Source organism: Bradyrhizobium sp. U531, assembly GCF_051710265.1.
GTDB lineage: Bacteria > Pseudomonadota > Alphaproteobacteria > Rhizobiales > Xanthobacteraceae > Bradyrhizobium.
Window position 1 is genome coordinate 68,569 of the sequence record NZ_JASVEN010000008.1, and the last position, 16,651, is coordinate 85,219.

General features: G+C 66.1%; 20 protein-coding genes and 1 tRNA gene. 12 read left to right on the forward strand and 9 right to left on the reverse strand.

Going from position 1 to position 16,651, the window contains the following annotated elements; genetic code table 11:
• Nucleotides 1-58 precede the first annotated feature (58 nt).
• A complete protein-coding gene (locus tag QRQ56_RS29355) occupies nt 59-1,477 on the reverse strand; it encodes a M20 family metallopeptidase (RefSeq protein ID WP_438744683.1) in 1,419 nt (472 codons plus the stop codon).
• A gap of 274 nt (nt 1,478-1,751) precedes the next feature.
• Here QRQ56_RS29355 and QRQ56_RS29360 point away from each other — a divergent pair, with 274 nt between their 5' ends.
• The 3 genes from QRQ56_RS29360 to QRQ56_RS29370 all read left to right on the forward strand — a co-directional run bounded on the left by QRQ56_RS29360 (nt 1,752) and on the right by QRQ56_RS29370 (nt 4,104).
• Nucleotides 1,752-2,723, forward strand: a complete 972-nt coding sequence (locus tag QRQ56_RS29360) for a S1C family serine protease (protein WP_438744685.1) — start codon at nt 1,752-1,754, stop codon at nt 2,721-2,723.
• 22 nt (nt 2,724-2,745) lie between these two features.
• Nucleotides 2,746-3,816 carry a phospholipase gene (locus tag QRQ56_RS29365; RefSeq protein WP_438744687.1) on the forward strand — a complete coding sequence of 357 codons (1,071 nt, stop codon included), beginning with the start codon at nt 2,746-2,748 and terminating at the stop codon, nt 3,814-3,816.
• 81 nt (nt 3,817-3,897) lie between these two features.
• Nucleotides 3,898-4,104 carry a hypothetical protein gene (locus tag QRQ56_RS29370; protein WP_438744689.1) on the forward strand — a complete coding sequence of 69 codons (207 nt, stop codon included), beginning with the start codon at nt 3,898-3,900 and terminating at the stop codon, nt 4,102-4,104.
• 76 nt (nt 4,105-4,180) lie between these two features.
• On the opposite strand, the gene QRQ56_RS29375 is transcribed toward QRQ56_RS29370, so the two are convergent.
• The 5 genes from QRQ56_RS29375 to QRQ56_RS29395 all read right to left on the reverse strand — a co-directional run bounded on the left by QRQ56_RS29375 (nt 4,181) and on the right by QRQ56_RS29395 (nt 6,982).
• Nucleotides 4,181-4,840 carry a DsbA family protein gene (locus tag QRQ56_RS29375; RefSeq protein WP_438744690.1) on the reverse strand — a complete coding sequence of 220 codons (660 nt, stop codon included), beginning with the start codon at nt 4,838-4,840 and terminating at the stop codon, nt 4,181-4,183.
• A gap of 87 nt (nt 4,841-4,927) precedes the next feature.
• On the reverse strand, nt 4,928-5,650 hold the full coding sequence (locus tag QRQ56_RS29380; protein ID WP_438744692.1) for an LrgB family protein: 723 nt from the start codon (nt 5,648-5,650) through the stop codon (nt 4,928-4,930).
• Nucleotides 5,647-6,030: a CidA/LrgA family protein gene (locus tag QRQ56_RS29385; RefSeq protein ID WP_438744694.1), complete on the reverse strand. Its 384-nt coding sequence runs from the start codon at nt 6,028-6,030 to the stop codon at nt 5,647-5,649. Before QRQ56_RS29385 ends, QRQ56_RS29380 begins: the two co-directional genes overlap by 4 nt.
• A gap of 34 nt (nt 6,031-6,064) precedes the next feature.
• Nucleotides 6,065-6,550, reverse strand: a complete 486-nt coding sequence (locus tag QRQ56_RS29390) for a PaaI family thioesterase (RefSeq protein ID WP_438744695.1) — start codon at nt 6,548-6,550, stop codon at nt 6,065-6,067.
• Between the two features lie 3 nt (nt 6,551-6,553).
• Entirely contained in the window at nt 6,554-6,982 is a 429-nt protein-coding gene (locus tag QRQ56_RS29395) for an acyl-CoA thioesterase (RefSeq protein ID WP_438744697.1), read from the reverse strand.
• A gap of 97 nt (nt 6,983-7,079) precedes the next feature.
• Between QRQ56_RS29395 and QRQ56_RS29400 the strand changes: the two genes are divergently transcribed.
• The gene (locus QRQ56_RS29400; protein WP_438744698.1) at nt 7,080-7,628 is read left to right on the forward strand and encodes a TetR/AcrR family transcriptional regulator; all 549 of its coding nucleotides are present in this window, start codon (nt 7,080-7,082) and stop codon (nt 7,626-7,628) included.
• A gap of 46 nt (nt 7,629-7,674) precedes the next feature.
• On the opposite strand, the gene QRQ56_RS29405 is transcribed toward QRQ56_RS29400, so the two are convergent.
• The gene (locus tag QRQ56_RS29405; RefSeq protein ID WP_438744700.1) at nt 7,675-8,166 is read right to left on the reverse strand and encodes a hypothetical protein; all 492 of its coding nucleotides are present in this window, start codon (nt 8,164-8,166) and stop codon (nt 7,675-7,677) included.
• 205 nt (nt 8,167-8,371) lie between these two features.
• Here QRQ56_RS29405 and QRQ56_RS29410 point away from each other — a divergent pair, with 205 nt between their 5' ends.
• Together QRQ56_RS29410 and QRQ56_RS29415 are read left to right on the forward strand one after the other, a co-directional pair.
• Nucleotides 8,372-8,641 carry a PsiF family protein gene (locus tag QRQ56_RS29410; RefSeq protein WP_438744702.1) on the forward strand — a complete coding sequence of 90 codons (270 nt, stop codon included), beginning with the start codon at nt 8,372-8,374 and terminating at the stop codon, nt 8,639-8,641.
• 99 nt (nt 8,642-8,740) lie between these two features.
• Nucleotides 8,741-9,826 carry an AbrB family transcriptional regulator gene (locus tag QRQ56_RS29415; RefSeq protein ID WP_438744703.1) on the forward strand — a complete coding sequence of 362 codons (1,086 nt, stop codon included), beginning with the start codon at nt 8,741-8,743 and terminating at the stop codon, nt 9,824-9,826.
• Nucleotides 9,827-9,956: 130 nt separating this feature from the next.
• Here the strand turns inward: QRQ56_RS29415 and QRQ56_RS29420 are convergent, their stop codons facing one another.
• A complete protein-coding gene (locus tag QRQ56_RS29420) occupies nt 9,957-10,496 on the reverse strand; it encodes a disulfide bond formation protein B (protein ID WP_438744705.1) in 540 nt (179 codons plus the stop codon).
• 156 nt (nt 10,497-10,652) lie between these two features.
• On the opposite strand from QRQ56_RS29420, the gene QRQ56_RS29425 reads away from it, so the two are divergent.
• The 3 genes from QRQ56_RS29425 to QRQ56_RS29435 all read left to right on the forward strand — a co-directional run bounded on the left by QRQ56_RS29425 (nt 10,653) and on the right by QRQ56_RS29435 (nt 11,688).
• Nucleotides 10,653-10,737, forward strand: a tRNA-Leu gene (locus QRQ56_RS29425).
• Nucleotides 10,738-10,916: 179 nt separating this feature from the next.
• Nucleotides 10,917-11,219, forward strand: coding sequence for a hypothetical protein (locus tag QRQ56_RS29430; RefSeq protein ID WP_438744706.1), 303 nt, complete (start codon nt 10,917-10,919; stop codon nt 11,217-11,219).
• 241 nt (nt 11,220-11,460) lie between these two features.
• Nucleotides 11,461-11,688: a hypothetical protein gene (locus QRQ56_RS29435; RefSeq protein ID WP_438744708.1), complete on the forward strand. Its 228-nt coding sequence runs from the start codon at nt 11,461-11,463 to the stop codon at nt 11,686-11,688.
• A gap of 37 nt (nt 11,689-11,725) precedes the next feature.
• Here the strand turns inward: QRQ56_RS29435 and QRQ56_RS29440 are convergent, their stop codons facing one another.
• Nucleotides 11,726-12,685, reverse strand: a complete 960-nt coding sequence (locus tag QRQ56_RS29440; protein WP_438744710.1) for an AraC family transcriptional regulator — start codon at nt 12,683-12,685, stop codon at nt 11,726-11,728.
• Between the two features lie 298 nt (nt 12,686-12,983).
• Between QRQ56_RS29440 and QRQ56_RS29445 the strand changes: the two genes are divergently transcribed.
• The 3 genes from QRQ56_RS29445 to QRQ56_RS29455 all read left to right on the forward strand — a co-directional run bounded on the left by QRQ56_RS29445 (nt 12,984) and on the right by QRQ56_RS29455 (nt 16,610).
• A complete protein-coding gene (locus tag QRQ56_RS29445; protein WP_438744712.1) occupies nt 12,984-13,226 on the forward strand; it encodes a hypothetical protein in 243 nt (80 codons plus the stop codon).
• 28 nt (nt 13,227-13,254) lie between these two features.
• Entirely contained in the window at nt 13,255-13,503 is a 249-nt protein-coding gene (locus QRQ56_RS29450) for a GCG_CRPN prefix-to-repeats domain-containing protein (protein WP_438744714.1), read from the forward strand.
• A 332-nt stretch (nt 13,504-13,835) separates the two neighbouring features.
• Nucleotides 13,836-16,610, forward strand: a complete 2,775-nt coding sequence (locus tag QRQ56_RS29455; RefSeq protein ID WP_438744716.1) for a DUF2235 domain-containing protein — start codon at nt 13,836-13,838, stop codon at nt 16,608-16,610.
• Nucleotides 16,611-16,651 lie beyond the last annotated feature (41 nt).

Consider the following 16,651-nt stretch of genomic DNA (forward strand, 5'->3'; position numbering starts at 1 on the left):
GCACGCTGCACTGCGGAAAATTTGTTCGCCGGATCAGACGAAGTATCGAGGCGAAATTCTACGCCACGGACATGGTCAGCGGCGGCTCGACGTGATCCGGCAGCGGACAGACATAAGGTGTCCTGGCCGTGCGCTTCTTCAGGTCCGCCTTGGCAGTCTTGATCAGCTCCGGATCCGTCAGCGCCTTGATGCCGAGACCGGCCATCGCCTTGGCTGCCTGCACCATGGCCTTGTGGGCGTGTCCGCTCTTGCCCTGCGCCACCACCTGCCAGGTGTGGAACGGAGTACCGATCGCAACCGTGGGTGCGTGCACCTGCACGGTCGGCACCACCCAGCTGACGTCACCGACGTCGGTGGAGCCAACCAGCGGATTGCGCTTGGCATCGAGAGGCACCAGGAAGTCGGCCAGCGGCCGATCGGTCGGCTCCATGCCGATCGCGTAATAGACCGACGCGATGTCCTTGTCGCTCAGCGTCGCGCGAATCTGGCTCGCGAAACCTTCGTCCGACTCATCGAAATGCGGCGGCCCGAGCTCTTCCATCACCCGGTGCAGCGCCTGCTCCAGCGGCGTATTCGGCAGGATGTTGGAGACCGCGGAGATGATCTTCATCTCCACCTTGGTCTCGGTCATCAGCGCCGCGCCCTCTGCGATCTTGGACACGCGTCCGACCAGTTCGTTCATGCCGGGCAGATCACGGGCGCGGATCGAATAGCGCACCCGCGCATGGGCCTGCACCACATTGGGCGCGATGCCGCCGGTATCGAGCAGCGCGTAATGCACGCGCGCATCGCTCGGCATGTGCTCGCGCATGTAGTTCACGCCGACATTCATCAGTTCCACCGCATCGAGCGCGGAGCGGCCGAGATGCGGCGAGGCTGCGGCATGCGAGGTGCGGCCGGTGAAGATGAAGTCCGCGCGCGTATTGGCGAGCGAGGGCGTCACCGCAACTTCCCAGAAACTGTGCGGATGCCAGGTGATGGCGATGTCAGCGTCCTCGAACGCGCCAGCGCGCACCATGAAGGCCTTCGCGGCGCCGCCCTCTTCGGCCGGGCAGCCGTAATAGCGCACGCGGCCCGGCATCTTGTTTTCGGCGAGCCAGTCCTTCACCGCGGTGGCGGCGAGCAGCGCGGCGGAACCGAGCAGATTGTGACCGCAGCCATGGCCGTGCCCGCCGGTTTCGACCGGACGATGCTCGGCGACGCCCGCCTCCTGGCTGAGGCCGGGCAACGCGTCATATTCTCCCATGAAGGCGATGACCGGACCGCCCTCGCCCCACTCGCCCATCACCGCGGTCGGAATGCCGGCGACCTTCTCGGTGACGCGGAAGCCCTGATGATGCAGCTCGGCGAGATGCTCGGCGGCGGACCGTGCCTCGGTGTAGCACACCTCGGGCATGCCCCAGACCCTGTCGCTGAGGTCGATGAAACGCGTCTTGATCGTGTCGACGCCACGCCAGATGTCGCTGCGGTTATCCATGCTTCGATCCGTGATCCCTTGGTCAAACCAAGGGGCAATGGTTAGCAGCTTCACCGCACCGCGCCTAGCAGCGGCGGGAACACCAGCCATGCTGGCATGGCGGGAGCGAGGATGGCCCGCCGCCCGCGTTCGGCCTTTCGAAGATTTCACGCGGCGTTCCCAGGAATAGTTGGGAACGAGGCTTTCAAGACGGCCGCCCCCAGCCTAAATTATGCGTGCTTCGCGCCTCGCTCCGCAGCCATTTCGGAGCGATGCATTCAGCCAGGAGAACTCCATGCCCGCCCTGACCGAATGGAGAGTGCCGCCGGCCAACCAGCCGCGTGCGAGCGACTACGGTTTCGATCTCGACCGCGCGCTCGGATCCGTCGTCGGCCTGCACGCCATCGTTCCGCCCGACGCCTTCAGCGCCGAGACGCTGGGCACCGAACGCGCCGGCAACGGCGTCGTGATCGACGACGGGCTGGTGCTGACCATCGGCTATCTCATCACCGAGGCGGCATCGGTGTGGCTGCACCTCGCCGACGGGCGCGTGGTCGAAGGGCATGCGCTCGGCTTCGATTCCGTCACCGGCTTCGGCCTGGTGCAGGCACTCGGCGATCTCGACGTCGAGCCGTTGCCGCTCGGCAACTCGGCGGAAACTCGGATCGGCGACCGCGTCGTGGTCGGCGGCGCCGGCGGCCGCACGCGATCGGTCGCGAGCCAGATCGTCGCCAAGCAGGAGTTCGCCGGCTATTGGGAATATCTGCTGGACGAAGCCATCTTCACCCATCCCGCGCATCCGAACTGGGGCGGCACCGCGCTGCTCAACGAGCGCGGCGAGCTGATCGGCATTGGCTCGCTTCAGCTGGAGCGTGAGCGCGAGAGCAAGGCCGAGCACGTCAACATGATCGTGCCGATCGACCTGTTGAAGCCGATCCTGGAGGACTTGCGCAAGTTCGGCCGCGTCAACAAGCCGGCGCGGCCCTGGCTCGGCCTGTTCTCGACCGAGATCGACAACCGCGTGGTGGTGATCGGAATCTCCACCAACGGTCCGGCCGCCCGCGCCGAGCTCAAGACCGGCGACGTCATCCTCGCCGTCAACGGCGACAAGGTCACCAGCCAGACCGAATTCTACGAGAAGATGTGGGCCCTCGGCGACGCCGGCGTCGACGTGCCACTCACCGTCCACCACGAAGGCGTCACCTTCGACGTCACGGTGACCTCGACCGACCGCTTCAAGCTGCTGAAGGCGCCGAAGCTGCATTGATCCCGAGTTCAAGGAAGCCGCGATGAGCGAGGCCGTGATCGACGACATCGTGGCCGTGCTGCCGCCGCTGCTGAACGCGCTGGAGGCGCTCCAGTTCTTCCAGCGGCACCTGCACCCGCCGGCCTTTGCCTCGGTGATGAACGCGGTCGGCGCGCCGGACGAGGCGCTGCAGGCGGCGCGTGCCTCGATCGGGGACTGGCCTGAGCAGTTCGCCGACTTGCGCGCGCGACTGGATCGCGCCTGCGACGAAACGCTCGCCGCCTTCAACGGCATCCGCGAAGTCGAGCGCGGCCATGGCGACCTCGTCGCGGTTTTCCGCGCACTGCGCCATCTGCCGCGCGCGCAGGAGGCGCTCTATCCGCTCGCAATGCAGTTTCCACCGGTGAGCAGCTTCTTTCTCAACGTCGCCAATCGTGACAATGCGGATCTGTTGTCGCGGCTCGAAGCCGGCGCGGGCGAACACACCGGCATCTTCCACGATCACAACGAGCCCGGCAGCCGCGGCGGCTTCTCGGTCTATGTGCCCGAATATTACACGCCGGGTCGCGCCATGCCCCTGGTGATGGCGCTGCATGGCGGCAGCGGCAACGGCCGCGGCTTTCTGTGGAGCTGGCTGCGCGACGCGCGCAGCCTTGGCGCGATCCTGGTGGCGCCGACCGCGACCGGTCAGACCTGGGCGCTGATGGGTGACGATGCCGATACGCCCAACCTCATGCGCATCATGGAGACCGTGCGCAGCCGCTGGACCGTCGATGCCTCGCGCATGCTGCTGACCGGCATGAGCGACGGCGGCACCTTCTGTTACGTGACCGGGCTCGAGAGCGCCTCGCCCTTCAGCCATCTGGCGCCGGTGTCCGCGACCTTCCATCCGCTGATGGCGGAGATGGCCGACGCCGTGCGCCTGCAGGGGCTGCCCATCTTCATCACCCACGGCAAGCTCGACTGGATGTTTCCGGTGCAGACCGCGCGCCAGACGCAAGGCGCGCTCGCAGCCGCCGGCGCTGACGTCACCTATCGCGAGATCGACGACCTCAGCCACACCTACCCGCGCGAGATCAACGCGGAGCTGGTGCAGTGGCTGAATGGCGAATGAACAACCTCTCCTTAGATGCGCCGTACCGCCGCGGAACCATCACTCCGGGCCAACGTTATCTGCCGTCACCGGAGGTTCGCTATGAGAACGTTTTTTGGAATGATTTTGGGCGCGCTGCTGCTTGCTGGCGGCGTCTATGTCTACGACTCCATGCAGACCTCGTCCGTTGCTAATGGCGAAGTCGCAACCAGCAATCGCACCATCGTGAACTGGGATGTCGCGAAGGCGGATTGGGATGCGTTGCGCGATCGTGCGCACAAGGACTGGGTCCGCATCTCGCAGAAGTAACGCCCCCGACCAAATGAACAAGGCGCCGTCGCGGATCCGCGGCGGCGCCTTCGTATTGGCGGCAACGCCGCGCGCTTCAGTTCATCTTGGCCTTGCGGGCATCGGCGATGACCTGCTCGAACTCGGCCATGCTGAGCACCCCCGGCACGCGGTATTTGCCGACGATGAAGGAGGGAGTGCCCTGGAAGCCGAAGGCTTCAGCCTGCTCGTTGTTGCGCTTGAGCAGGGCGTCGATGTCGCTGCCGTGGTCGGTCAGATCGCGCTTCAGCCGGTCCATGTCGACACCCGCGGCCGCCAACAGCTCGTTGATGCGGGGTTCGGTCAGGCGCGAGCTGACGCCCATCATGGAGTCATGAGCCTGGTGGTATTTGTTCTGGAACTTGGCCGCGAGCGCAGCTCGCGCCGCCGTGACCGAGACCGGCCCGAGGATCGGCCAATCCTTCATCACCAGCCGCACCTTGCCGTCGTCCTGGATGACCTGGCGCAGCTCGGGCTCGAGCTTGCGGCAATAAGGGCAATTGTAATCGGACCATTCGACGATGCTGATGTTGCCGTCGGGATTGCCGGCAACCGGCGTGTCGGGATCGCGCAGCACCTTCGCTTCAGTCAGCACCTCGTCATCGCCGGCCGCTGCCAGCGCCGAGCCCATGCTGCCAGCGGCAAGCGCGCCGGCCCCGATCAGCGTCAACGCCGCGCGCCGCGTCGGAGCAAATACCTTGTTCTTGAATTCGGTCATATCTCGTCCCGTTTCGGTCCCATCTCCGTCGATACGGTAGGGGACCGGGAATTGTTACAGCTCATATAAGCTGTCGCGGGCCCGATGTCATCGCACCAGCAGCGTGACCGCCAGGGGGACCAGGAACGAGGTCACCAAGGCGTTCAGGCTCATGGCGATGCCGGAGAAGACCCCCGCGATCTCGTCGACCTGGAACGCGCGGGCCGTGCCGATGCCATGCGCGGCGAGGCCCACCGCGAACCCGCGCGCCCGGTAGTCGGTGACGCCGGTGCGGTTCATCAGCGGCGTCACGATGATCGCACCCATGATGCCGGTGAGGATCACCGCCACCGCCGCCAGCGAGGGATCGGCATGGAGGGATTCGGCGATGCCCATGGCAACGCCGGCGGTGACCGATTTCGGAGCCAGCGACACCACCACGTCGCGGGGAAGGCCGGCGAGCTCGGCCAGCAACACCACCGACACCACGGCCGTGACCGATCCCGCGAGCAGCGCCACCAGCATCGGCACGATCGAGGCGACCACGCGCTTGCGGTTCTCGTACAGCGGCACGGCGAGCGCGACGGTGGCGGGCCCAAGCAGGAAGTGCACGAACTGCGCGCCGGCGAAATAGCTGGTGTAGGAGGTGCCGGTCACGAGCAGGAACGCGCCGATGATCCACATCGCATGCAGCACGGGGTTGGCGAGCGGGTGGCGCCGCGTCGCCAGCGACACCGCGTCCGTCGTCGCATAGACCAGCAGCGTCACGGTCAGCCACAGCAGCGGCGACTGCGAGAGATAGACCCACAGCGAAAACGGGTTGTCCTTCATCGCGCATCCCGTTGCTGCAACAGGCGGCTGACGAGGCGAAAGGTCAGCACGGTCGCCAGCAGCGTGACGACCACCGACAGCGCGAGCACAAGGACGATCGCGATGCCGTGGGACGCCAGCAAATCGAGCTTCTGCACCACGCCGACGCCGGCCGGCACGAACAGCAGCGACAGATGCGCGAGCAGGCCCTTGCTTGCCGTCTCCACGCCGTCGTCGCGCAGCGGTCCGACGCTGAGCCAGACGAAACGGTCGCGTAGGAGGAGAATGGATAGAAGCAGCAGCAGGCCGAGCACAGGCCCCGGCAGCGGCAGGCCGACGCCGCGCACGACCGCTTCGCCGATCAACTGGCACAGCAGGATGAGACCGAGACTCGCGAGCATGATGCGCGCATCAAGAGATGCGCCGGCCCGCTTGTCAATCGCCGCGCGATGCGGGAGCCATGCGCGCGCCCTCTGGAGCCGGCCGCGGCATCATCGCCATCAACGTCCCGGTCATCGTGGCGATCAGCGTGGTGCTGCCCTTGTGCTCGGCAAACGCCCTGGCCTCGCAGAATGTGAGCGTGCGGCCGGGCTTGACCACCTCCGCCTTGAACACGAACCGCTCGCCGCGGGCCGGTGCCAGCAACGTGGTCTTGAACTCGACGGTGAGGATGTCGGCCTCCTCAGGCATCAGGGTGAAGGCGGCAACGCCGCAGGCGTTGTCGAGCCCCGCCGTGATGATGCCGGCGTGGACGAAACCGTTCTGCTGGGTGAAGGACGGCGAATGCAACATCGCCAGCTCGACCGTACCGGGCGATAGGCGGACGATCACGATGCCGAGTGTGTGCATCGCCGGCTGGCGGTCGAACATCGCGATCGCCGCCGCCCGATAGCCGGGATTTCTGGGCTCGAACGCAGCCATGGCTCAGGCCTCGGCCGGCTCGGCGAGCTGCCGGAGCGCGATCTCGCGGACGGCATCGGTGAACGGTGCCGATTTGCGCTGGCTCCGATCCATGTGCACGCCGGTGATCTCGCAGATTGCGGCGATCTCCCCGGTCTCGGCATTCGTCATGTCGTGCCGGAAACGGACCGACTTGTCGCGGACCTCGAGCAATTGGCTGCGGATCTCGACGATGTCGCCGGCGAGCAGCTCGCGCCTGTAGGTGATGTTCTGCTGCACGGCGGCCATGCCGCGGCCGGAGGCGCGCAAATAGCTCGGCGTCAGGCCGAGGCGGGCGAACAGATTCCAGTTGGCTTCGTCGAATTTGCCGACATACCACATGATGTTCATGTGGCCGACATGATCGCACTGCCACGGATAGACCGTGCCGCGATAGGTTGCCTCCTGCGCCATCGCCTCTCCCCGCTTTTGATTTTTGATACGGTAGCGTATCAGGCACGGAACGGGTTAGCAATACGGCACCGTATCAAGAGTCCGAGAGGCTTCCTTCATGAGCGATGGCAAGGGCGATGTCTGGGTCGAGGCGGGGTTTGCCGAGCTCGCCCGCTCGGGGGTCGAGGGTGTCAGGGTCGAGGTGCTCGCCAAGAATCTCGGCGTCACCAAGGGCGGCTTCTACCGCCGCTTCGCCGACCGCGCCGCGCTGCTCGACACCATGTTGCAGCGCTGGCGCGAGGGCCGCGCTGCATCGATCGCGCAGCAGACCCGCCTCGACGGTGAGGAGCCCCGCGAACGGCTGAAGGCGGTGATCCAGCTCTATTCGGAGCGGCTCAATCCGGAAGCCATGGCGATCGAGCTCGGGATCCGGCAATGGGCCCGCGCGGACGAGAACGCCGCGGCGGCGGTGGCGAGCGTGGATGCGGTGCGTCTCAAGCACGTCGCCGAGCTCTATCGTGCCACCGGCCTTGCGGCCGAGGAGGCCGACGCGCAGGCCTTCCTGTTCTACTGCTTCATCTTCGGCCAGAGCCTGCTGTTCGTCGAACGCGGTCCGCGCAAGCGATCGCAGCTGGTGGCGAAATCGGCCGAGAAATTGCTCGATTAGGTGCAAAGGCCGGAGCGTTGCTCCGGCCTCCGCATCGCGTCCAGGCTTAGGCGGCGCCCTTCAGCTTCTTGGTGCATTCGCTGTAATAGCCGCCGCCCTTCTGGATCCACTTCAGGCCGCCATTGCCGTTGGTGGTCTTGTTGGCATTGTACTGGTCGACGCAGGTGTGCATCCGCGCCTTGCCGGCGGTTTCCTTGGCGTATTTCGGATCGACCGCGTTCGGATAGATCGCGGGGCCGGCCGGCAGTGTCGGCGCGGCAGCGGGGGCCGCCTCCTTCTTCGCCTGCTTCGGCTCGGCGGGAGCGGCGGGCGCTGCGGGAGCCGCCGCCGTCGGCGCGGCGGCCGGCGTCGCATCCGCGCCGCACTGGGCCTTGCGGAAGTCATTCCACTTCGTGGTGCCGAGCGAGCCGTCCTTCTTGGCCGCTTGGTACTTGGCGCTGCACTCCTGCGAGGTCAGCGCCTGCGCCGGTGCCGACACCGTCAGCGCAGCAAATCCCGACAACGCAATCGCGCACAGCAATTTCGACTGAATGGTCATCCCTTGGTCTCCTCCTTGGTCTTCCCCCGAGGGGAAGTGAAACAAGAATTGCTATCCTAGCGTGCCGGTCATTCGCGACAAGAATGCGATGGCGCCGGCCGCCAAAATATAGTGACCGCCGCGTTCAGATTTATTCATGTGGCGTTCAGCAAGGCGAGCCGACGTTCGCAACCCCTCGCCAATCTCGCAAGATGAGTGCAACACCATGACCCTCGCCTCTCGCCTCGCCGCCGTCGCCCTCGCCTCCCTGCTCGCCAGCGGCGCCGCCTTCGCACAGACCGCCGCGCCGGCGGCCAAAACCGATGTGAAGACCGAGGCTGCGAAGGCAACGAAGGAGCGTACGGCCGAGTCGATCGAATGCTCCAAGCAGGCGGACGCCAAGGGCCTGAAGGGCAAGGAGCGCAAGAAATTCCGTCGCGAGTGCAAGAAGGAAGCAAGGGCCGGCACCGCCGCCCCCGCGGCCGACAAAAAGTAACTCCGACACGGTCTTCCGCGAGCCCCGGCGAGAGACGCACGCATTGCGGCATGACGAGCCTGCAATTGTGCGCCTCTTGCCGATTTGCGATAAGGCGGCGTGAAGCAAATCGTCGCCTCCCTGCCGTTCGAATGGCCGAGCCGTGCCAAGCTCCTGAGCACGGCGGAGACGCTTGTCATCGGCACCGCTGGAGGCCTGGTGTTTCTCCTGGCCGGCCTGCCGGGCGGGCTGATCTCGGGCTCGATGATCGCGGTCGCCATCGCCGCGATCGCCGGCCGCCAACTGGCGCTGCCTCCGCTCCTGACCCAGACCGTGCTGGTGCTGCTCGGCATTTCGCTGGGCTCGGTGGTCTCGCGCCATCTGCTCCAGCAGGTCGGCGCCTACCCCGTCACCATCGGGCTGCTTGCGCTCGCGACCTTCTGCTCGACCTTCGGCTCCAGCTATTACCTCCAGCGCGTCCACGGCTGGGACCGCACCTCGGCCTTCCTGGCCGGTAGCCCCGGGGCGCTGTCGCAGATCACGATCCTGGCGGTCGAGCGCGGCGCCGACCTGCCTGGTATCGCGGTGGTGCAGACCATGCGCGTCATTATCCTGACCGCGGCCCTGCCGATGGTGCTGGCGTTCGCCGGCATCGCCCCCTCCGCCGCGCCGTCGCTGACGACGACGATCGCCTCGCCGCTCGACCTCGTGGAGCTGGTCGCGGCTTCGCTCGCCGTGGCTCTGGTCCTGCGGCTGATCAAGTTTCCGGCGAGCTGGACGTTCGGTGCCATGATCGGCTCCAGCGTGCTGCATGGCGGCGGCTGGGTCGAGGGCGGACTACCGGACTGGGTGCGGGGCGTGGCGCTCGTCGGCATCGGCGCCCTGATCGGCAGCCGTTTCGCGCGGATGCGGATCAAGACGCTCGCCGGCCACATCAACGCGGCGCTGGGCTCGTTCACGGTCGCGATCGCCGTCTCCGCCGTTTTCGTCGGCATCGTCGCGCTCACCACGCAGGTCAAGCTCTCCGACGTCGTCGTCGCCTTCGCGCCGGGCGCGATGGACGCCATGCTGGCGCTGGCGCTGACCTTGCACATCGACCCGATCTTCGTCGGGGCCCATCATTTGTCGCGCTTCGTGTTCGTGACGATCGCAACACCGGGCATCGTGCATCTGTTCGGACGCACGCAGGACGACGTCGATGATTGAAGGGGCCCGGCGCGCGTAACGGGCTCCGCTCTCGTAGGGTGGGCAAAGGCGCATAGCGCCGTGCCCACCATCTCTCGACGACAGCGAAGACGTGGGCACGCTTCGCTTTGCCCACCCTACCGCAGCTTGCTTATTGCTTCGCCGTCCGTACGAATCCCCACGCAGCGATCGCGGCCATCAGCAGCGAGATCAGGACGTTGTAGCCGGCGAGCGAGAGGCCGAGGAAGCGCCACTGCACCTCGTCGCAGCGCACCACCTTCACGGTGTCGAGCTTTGAAAAGAGATCGCCGGCCTTGCCGAGATTGACGACGGGACCGGTGCAATCGGTCGGTCCCTTCCAGAACCCCCATTCGACGCCGGAATGGTAGGTGCCGAGACCGGCATTGGCGAGCGTTGCCAGCGCCAGGATCGCAAGCCCCGCCAGCAACAGCGGCCGCGGCGCGGCGTTTCGTGCGGCAAACGCCGTCAACGCACCGACCGGGATCGCGAGATAGTAGGCGTAGCGCTGCTCCAGGCAGAGCGGACAGGGCAGGATCTCCAGCACCAGTTGGAAGAACCAGGCGCCCGCGATGGTCGCCGCCGCAATCAGCGTGACGAGCAGCGAGGCCGTCAGCGCCGGGTTGCTGGCAGCCGGCTTGAACGCAGGTATGGCGGCACTCTGGGTCGTCACGGCAGCCTCTTCCTAGGGATCGCGCCCTCAAGCCTGTAGCTCCGGTCCATGCGGCTGTCGAGAACGGCGGGGATCACTTTGGCGCGGGTTGACCCCGCTTTGTCCATGGCTATAGTCCGCCGGCTTCGCGACGCTCCCTTCAAGGGCCGACCGAGGGCCCCTGTGGCGGAACTGGTAGACGCGCTCGACTCAAAATCGAGTTCCGCAAGGAGTGCTGGTTCGATTCCGGCCAGGGGCACCACGCTTCGCCCTTCGGGCTACGCGTGGCGCAGCCGCGCTCGACCGAAGGGCGAAGCGTGTCCGGCGAAGCCTCTTGGCGAAGACGGACTGTCTCAGCAAAGCTCCGCTCCCACTCCCTAGCCATCCCCGCATCTCCACTGTATAAACCGGTAGCTTCTTCCGTATCCCGAAGGAGCTCATATGAACAACCTGCACACGTGGCTTTCGAAACAGCACCACGGTTTGCGCACCTTTCAAACCTTTCAGCACAAGCTCGAGACGCTCGGCCGGCGCGATCCCGCCCAGCGCGGCCTGTGCCGCCTGCTCAGCGGCATCGTCGGCAGTTATGTCGAGGCCTTTGACGAGGCTCCGCTGCCGGTCGAGATCGCCGATGGCGCCTATCGCCGCCTGCTGACGCTGGTTGAGAGCCTCGATCTGCACGGAGACGCCGCGCGCCGCCTCGCCGACATCAACCGCGTGGCGACCTGCGACTTGTGGCAGTGATCGACCGGACGAACGGTCACATATATCCACATGCGTCATTGCGAGCGCAGCGAAGCAATCCAGAAATGCATCCACGGAGACAGCCTGGATTGCTTCGTCGCACCAGCACAAAATTGCTTCGCAATTTTGTCGCGGGCTCCTCGCAATGACGTGCAGGCTTGTTGCGCGACCCGAGGCATTCGACTTCGCCGCGGCAATCCCTATATCCTCTTGCAATCGACCCGATGCAGCGGACAGCTTGATGGCCAGGACACGCACGACGGACGCCGACGACCTTCCCCGCTTCTTCGTCTGGGTCCGGGGCCTCGAAGGTCCCGAGCCGCAGAAATGGACGTCGATGGATTTCGGCATCGGTGACTGGAAGCGGCCAACGGTGCTGGCCTATCTGGAGCTGCCGGTGGACGAGCGGCGCCTGTCGCTGTCGATGCTGGCGAGGCGCTATCCGCCGCCGCGGGTCGATCTCCTGTAGGGTGGATTAGCGTCAGCGTAACCCACCCGGAGATATCTCACTTCCCTCTTGCCGCGGTCGGCGTCAGGCCGAACCGGCGGCGAAAGCAGCGGTTGAAATAAGAGAGATCGTTGAAGCCGCAGGCGAAGGCGATGTCGCTGATGCGGGCGTCGCGATGGGCGAGAAGATCGGAGGCCTTGCGCAGGCGCAGCTCGGTCAGGCGGGTGGTGAAGCCAGCGCCGGCTTCGAACAGCAATTCGTTGACGTAACGCTCGGACAGACCGGTAGCGGCGGCGAGCTTCTGCGCCGAGAAATCCGGCTCATGGAAGCGCGCCTGAAGGACCGACAACACCGCCTTGAGCCGCACCGCGCGCAGCCCCCGGCGCTGCGCGGCGGCGACGACATCGCCGCGGGCGCCGAGACCGATCGCGGCGAGATCGAGCAGATGCGCGGCGATCGCCATGCCGGCTTCGTCCGCCGCGGTCGGGTGGCGCAGCAGGAGGTCGCTGTAATCCATCGCCAGCGACAGCGCACCGCCGGGCTCGAGCTCGCAGCCGACAAGATCGTCGACGCCGGGCACCATCGCCCGCAGCGTGACGACCGGCAGATGCACGTTGGTGAAGCGCTTGTGGCTGGCGCCGTCCGCGGCGAAGAACGGCTCGTCCAGCTTGAGCAGCACCATCGATCCCGGCCGCATGCTGAATTCGCGCCCGCGATGGACCACCTCCGACGAGCGATCCCCGGTATTGCGCGCGAGGCAGAAGCGGTCGTCGCCGGTCTCGACCACCTGGCGCTTCTCCCGCCGCACCGTGACGAAGCTGCCATTGCAGCGGCCGAGCATGGTGGTGCCGACGTGAATCGAATTCATGCTGGCGCGGAACGGCACGTCAGATGCGGGATCGAGCTCACCGGTGTTGGAGAAATGCTCGAACAATTCGGCGAAGCGGATGAAGCGCTGCCGGTCGGACAGATCCGGCGGCAGCATGTCGGTCGACAGCGACTTCCTGATGACGGACATCGAAAGAACTTCCAAGAAAGACTTTTTGGAAAAGGTCGCACGCGAAGCCCGCCGAAGCCTGCAGGGACGAAACTGAACCCCTGGTGAAGGCCGGCGGGGCACAGGCTATCAGCACGCCAACGTGAATCAAGCTGCGCCGGTCAGTCCAAGTCGTGACACTGCCGGCGCCGGACAGTCCAAGACGATCCGCATCAGCGAGCCCTATTCAGGCAGCGGGTGCAGCATCCCGTCACATAAGAGGACTGCGCCCGGGCAAACCGGGCGGCCCTGCCTGACGCCCGCTGGAGGAGACAACGACATGCGAACCTCTCTACCCCGGAGCCTCGCGCTCGGCGGCGTCATCGCGACCAGTCTCTGCATCGGTTACGCGCTGGGCGCGCAGCCGCACATGACCGAAGCCGTCGCGATCCTGCAATCGGCCCGCGCCGAGCTCGGCAAGGCCGAGCCGAACAAGGGCGGCCATCGCGAGAAGGCGATGGGCCTGATCGACCAGGCGATCTCCGAGGTGCGCGCGGGCATCGCCTTCGCCGCCAGCCACTGACGCAACGGCATTCGGGAGGACCCAAATCATGATGCGAACCATCTTTGCCGCAGCAGTCGCGCTTTGCGCGATCACGGGCGTTGCCGAAGCCATGCCGCTTGCCCCGCTCGGGAGCGCGACCGGCGACGTCGTCGCGATCGCCGGCGGCTGCGGTGCCGGCTGGCATCGCGGCCCCTATGGCGGATGCTTGCGGAACTACGCCAACCCCGCGGCGCATGCCTGCCCGCGCGGCTACCATATCGGCCCCGGCGGCCGCTGCCGCGGCAACGGGAAGTAGGAGACCCCTACAGTTCCCGCAGCGCCATGGCCGGGCTTGTCCCGGCCATTCACGCCTTTCCATGCCGCACAAGAGAACGTGAATAGCCGAGGCATCTGACGCGACGACGCACGTCTGCCGCGATAACGTCCTCTGCTGAATGTTCAAATACGATCGGCGGCCTCTATCTCGCGGCGATGCACTGCGGCTTGCTCGCGCGATCGCGCTTGCTACCTCAACGGGATTGTGTGCAGAATACACCTGCATTTCATGACGAAGCATTTTTTTTGAGTCCGGGGAGTGCAGCCCGGTTCAGGTCTGACACTTTTCCGGTGACAATGCCGGAGAGGCCCATGACGCATCATGATGTCGGGCGGAACGCCCAGGCCAACTCTTTTCAGCCGGAACGCAAGTCCAGCGGCGGAAATGAAGGTGGAGGCACCGCGTTGCCGAGACGCAAGCTGGTGCTGTTCGCCGATGGCACCGGCAACGCGTTCACCAAACAGGAATCCAGCGTCTGGCGTCTCTACGAGGCGCTCGATCATACCGAGCCCGACCAGATCGCGCATTACATCAAGGGTGTCGGCACCGCCGGTTGGGCACCGCTCGCCGCGCTCGACGGCGCCACCGGCATCGGCGTGCCCGGCAACGTCCGCAAGCTCTATCGCTTCCTGTGCTGGAACTGGCGGCCGGGCGACGAGATCTACATCTTCGGCTTCAGCCGCGGCGCCTTCACCGCGCGCACGCTGGCTGCGCTGATCTCGAGCCAGGGCCTCGTGCCCGCCGTGGTCGGCGACACGCCGGTGTCGCATGCGGAGATGGGGCGCAACGTCAAGGCCGCCTGGCGCGAGTACCGGCGGCAGACCGTGCCCTGGACCAGGAGCCTGCCGACCATCTGGGTCACGCGCTGGATCCGCGATGCCCTGCTCTTCATCTATCACGGGCTCTGCCGGCACCGCTCATATGCCGACGTGCGCAGCAAGATGGACGGGCGCACCGAGGTGGAGATCGCTTTCCTCGGCCTGTTCGACACCGTCGAGGCGTTCGGCGTTCCCGTCGAGGAGCTTCGCCTCGCCATCGACTGGGCGATCTGGCCGATCTCGTTCCGCAATCATCGGCTGTCGCACAAGGTCAAGCACGCCTGCCACGCGCTCGCGCTCGACGACGAACGCACCACGTTCCATCCGCTGAGGATCGACCAGAGTCATCTGGCGCAGGACCAGATCGTCAAGGAAGTGTGGTTCACCGGCGTTCACTCCGACATCGGTGGCGGCTATCCGGAATCCACGCTGTCCTTCGTGCCGCTGGTCTGGATGGTCGAGCAGCTCCAGGGCAGGCTGCGCTTCCAGGACGGCGAGATCGAACATTTCAGCGACTATCAATCGGCCATCGGACCGCTGCACGATTCGCGCAGCGGCGCGGCGGTGCTGTACCGCTACGGGCCGCGGCCTATCCTTGGCGGCGAGGATAATGGCGGGCCGCCGGTCGTGCACTTCGCCGTGATCGAGCGCATGCTGTTCGGCTGCGACGATTACGCGCCCATCATGCTTCCGGCGAACTGCCTGGTGCGGCTGCCGGACGGATCGACATTGCCGCTGCGCCCCGAAGGCGAGAACCGGGAGCTGGAGGAGCAGCGCGCGCGAGAGACCCTGAAGCAGGCCTATCTCGCACAAGCCACGGGCCCGCGGCGCGAGGAGGAGGCGAAAGCCTTCACCGCGATGAGCACGCCCGACCCTGACATGTCGAGCCTGACGCGCGATACCGTGTGGTGGCGGCGGGTTGCCTATTTCTCGCTGCTGTTCATGGTCGGCTTCATCGCCGTCTTCCCCTGGATCGCGCGAAGCCTCGTCGGCTCGTCCGAGGACGGCGGCCTGGAAGGCACCGGATTCCTGAAGCTCGTCACCGACGCCGACTGGCTGCTTGGCGCCGTCGTGGCGCCGTTCACCAACATCCTGCGGGATTTGCTGCCGTCCTATGCGAAGCCCTGGCTCGACATCGCGACCTATTATCCGGTGCTGACCTCGGCCGTGCTGCTGATCACGCTGTGGGTGTGGAAGCAGAACGCCGCGCTGCGCGACAACATCCAGGAGCGCGCGCGGCTCGCCTGGAATACGTCGCGCCGCAAGGCGAGCCGAAAGCACGTCGCGACATCGAGCTGGGCGCTCACCATCGCCAACTGGATGCGACATCATGCGGGGCCTGCGCGCACGCTGTTCGCACGGCGCCTCGTGCCACTCACCTTCCTCTTCATCATCTTCAGTTCGGCCCTGCTGATCGCATCCACCAGCTATTTCACCGGCCGCGTCGCACTCGGCCGGGTGTGCGCGCCGCCAGAGATCAAGTCCGCAAGCGGCACGCGCCTCGAGCGTGGCAGGCCCGTGCTCGACGAGCCCCTGCCTGCCGACACGGTATTCGCGACCAGCGAGTTCTGCTGGTGGAGCGGGCTTGCGGTCGAGAAGGGCCGCAAATACCGCGTCTGGCTCGACATCGAGGAGCCCTGGTTCGACCGCACCGTCATGATCGGCGTGAACGGCTTCACGACCGACCTCGCCCGCACCATCTTCCTGCCGATGCGCCGGCTCTACGGCGCCGACTGGTTCCAGCCGGTGGTCCGCGTCGGCTCGAAGGGCATGAACGACATTCCGCTCACGGCCGTGAACGTGATGCCGGCGGAAGACCTGCCGCGACGGAGGCATCCGACGCTTCCGGCCGAGGACGATTTGACCAAGGATCCCGCCCATCGCTATTGGGTTCGCGTCGAGGAAGAGCTCGACAAGAGCGATCCGCGCCGCGCGCGGCTGGAAGCGCTCGACAACTTCCTGCCGATCCCCCCGGACGACCTGCCCGCCGCCCGGGAGGTCTGGAGCAAACAAAATCTGACCGGCCGCGTCGTCGCCGAATTCGTCGCGCCCGATTCCGGCGAGCTGTTCTTCTACGTCAACGACGCCGTCCAGATGTTTCCCACCATCCTGCCGGCCGGCATCACGCCCAAATTCCTGGCGCCGTTCCAGGGGTCGCTCAGGAAATTCTACGACAACAACAGCGGCACCGCGCGGATCAGGGTGCAGCGGCTGCCGCCGCCCGTCGAGGCCGCAAAGCCGCCGAAACCGGCCGAAGCGAAATTGTAGTCCTTGCGCGCCACCGGCCTGGACCGACAGGCTGGCCCGGC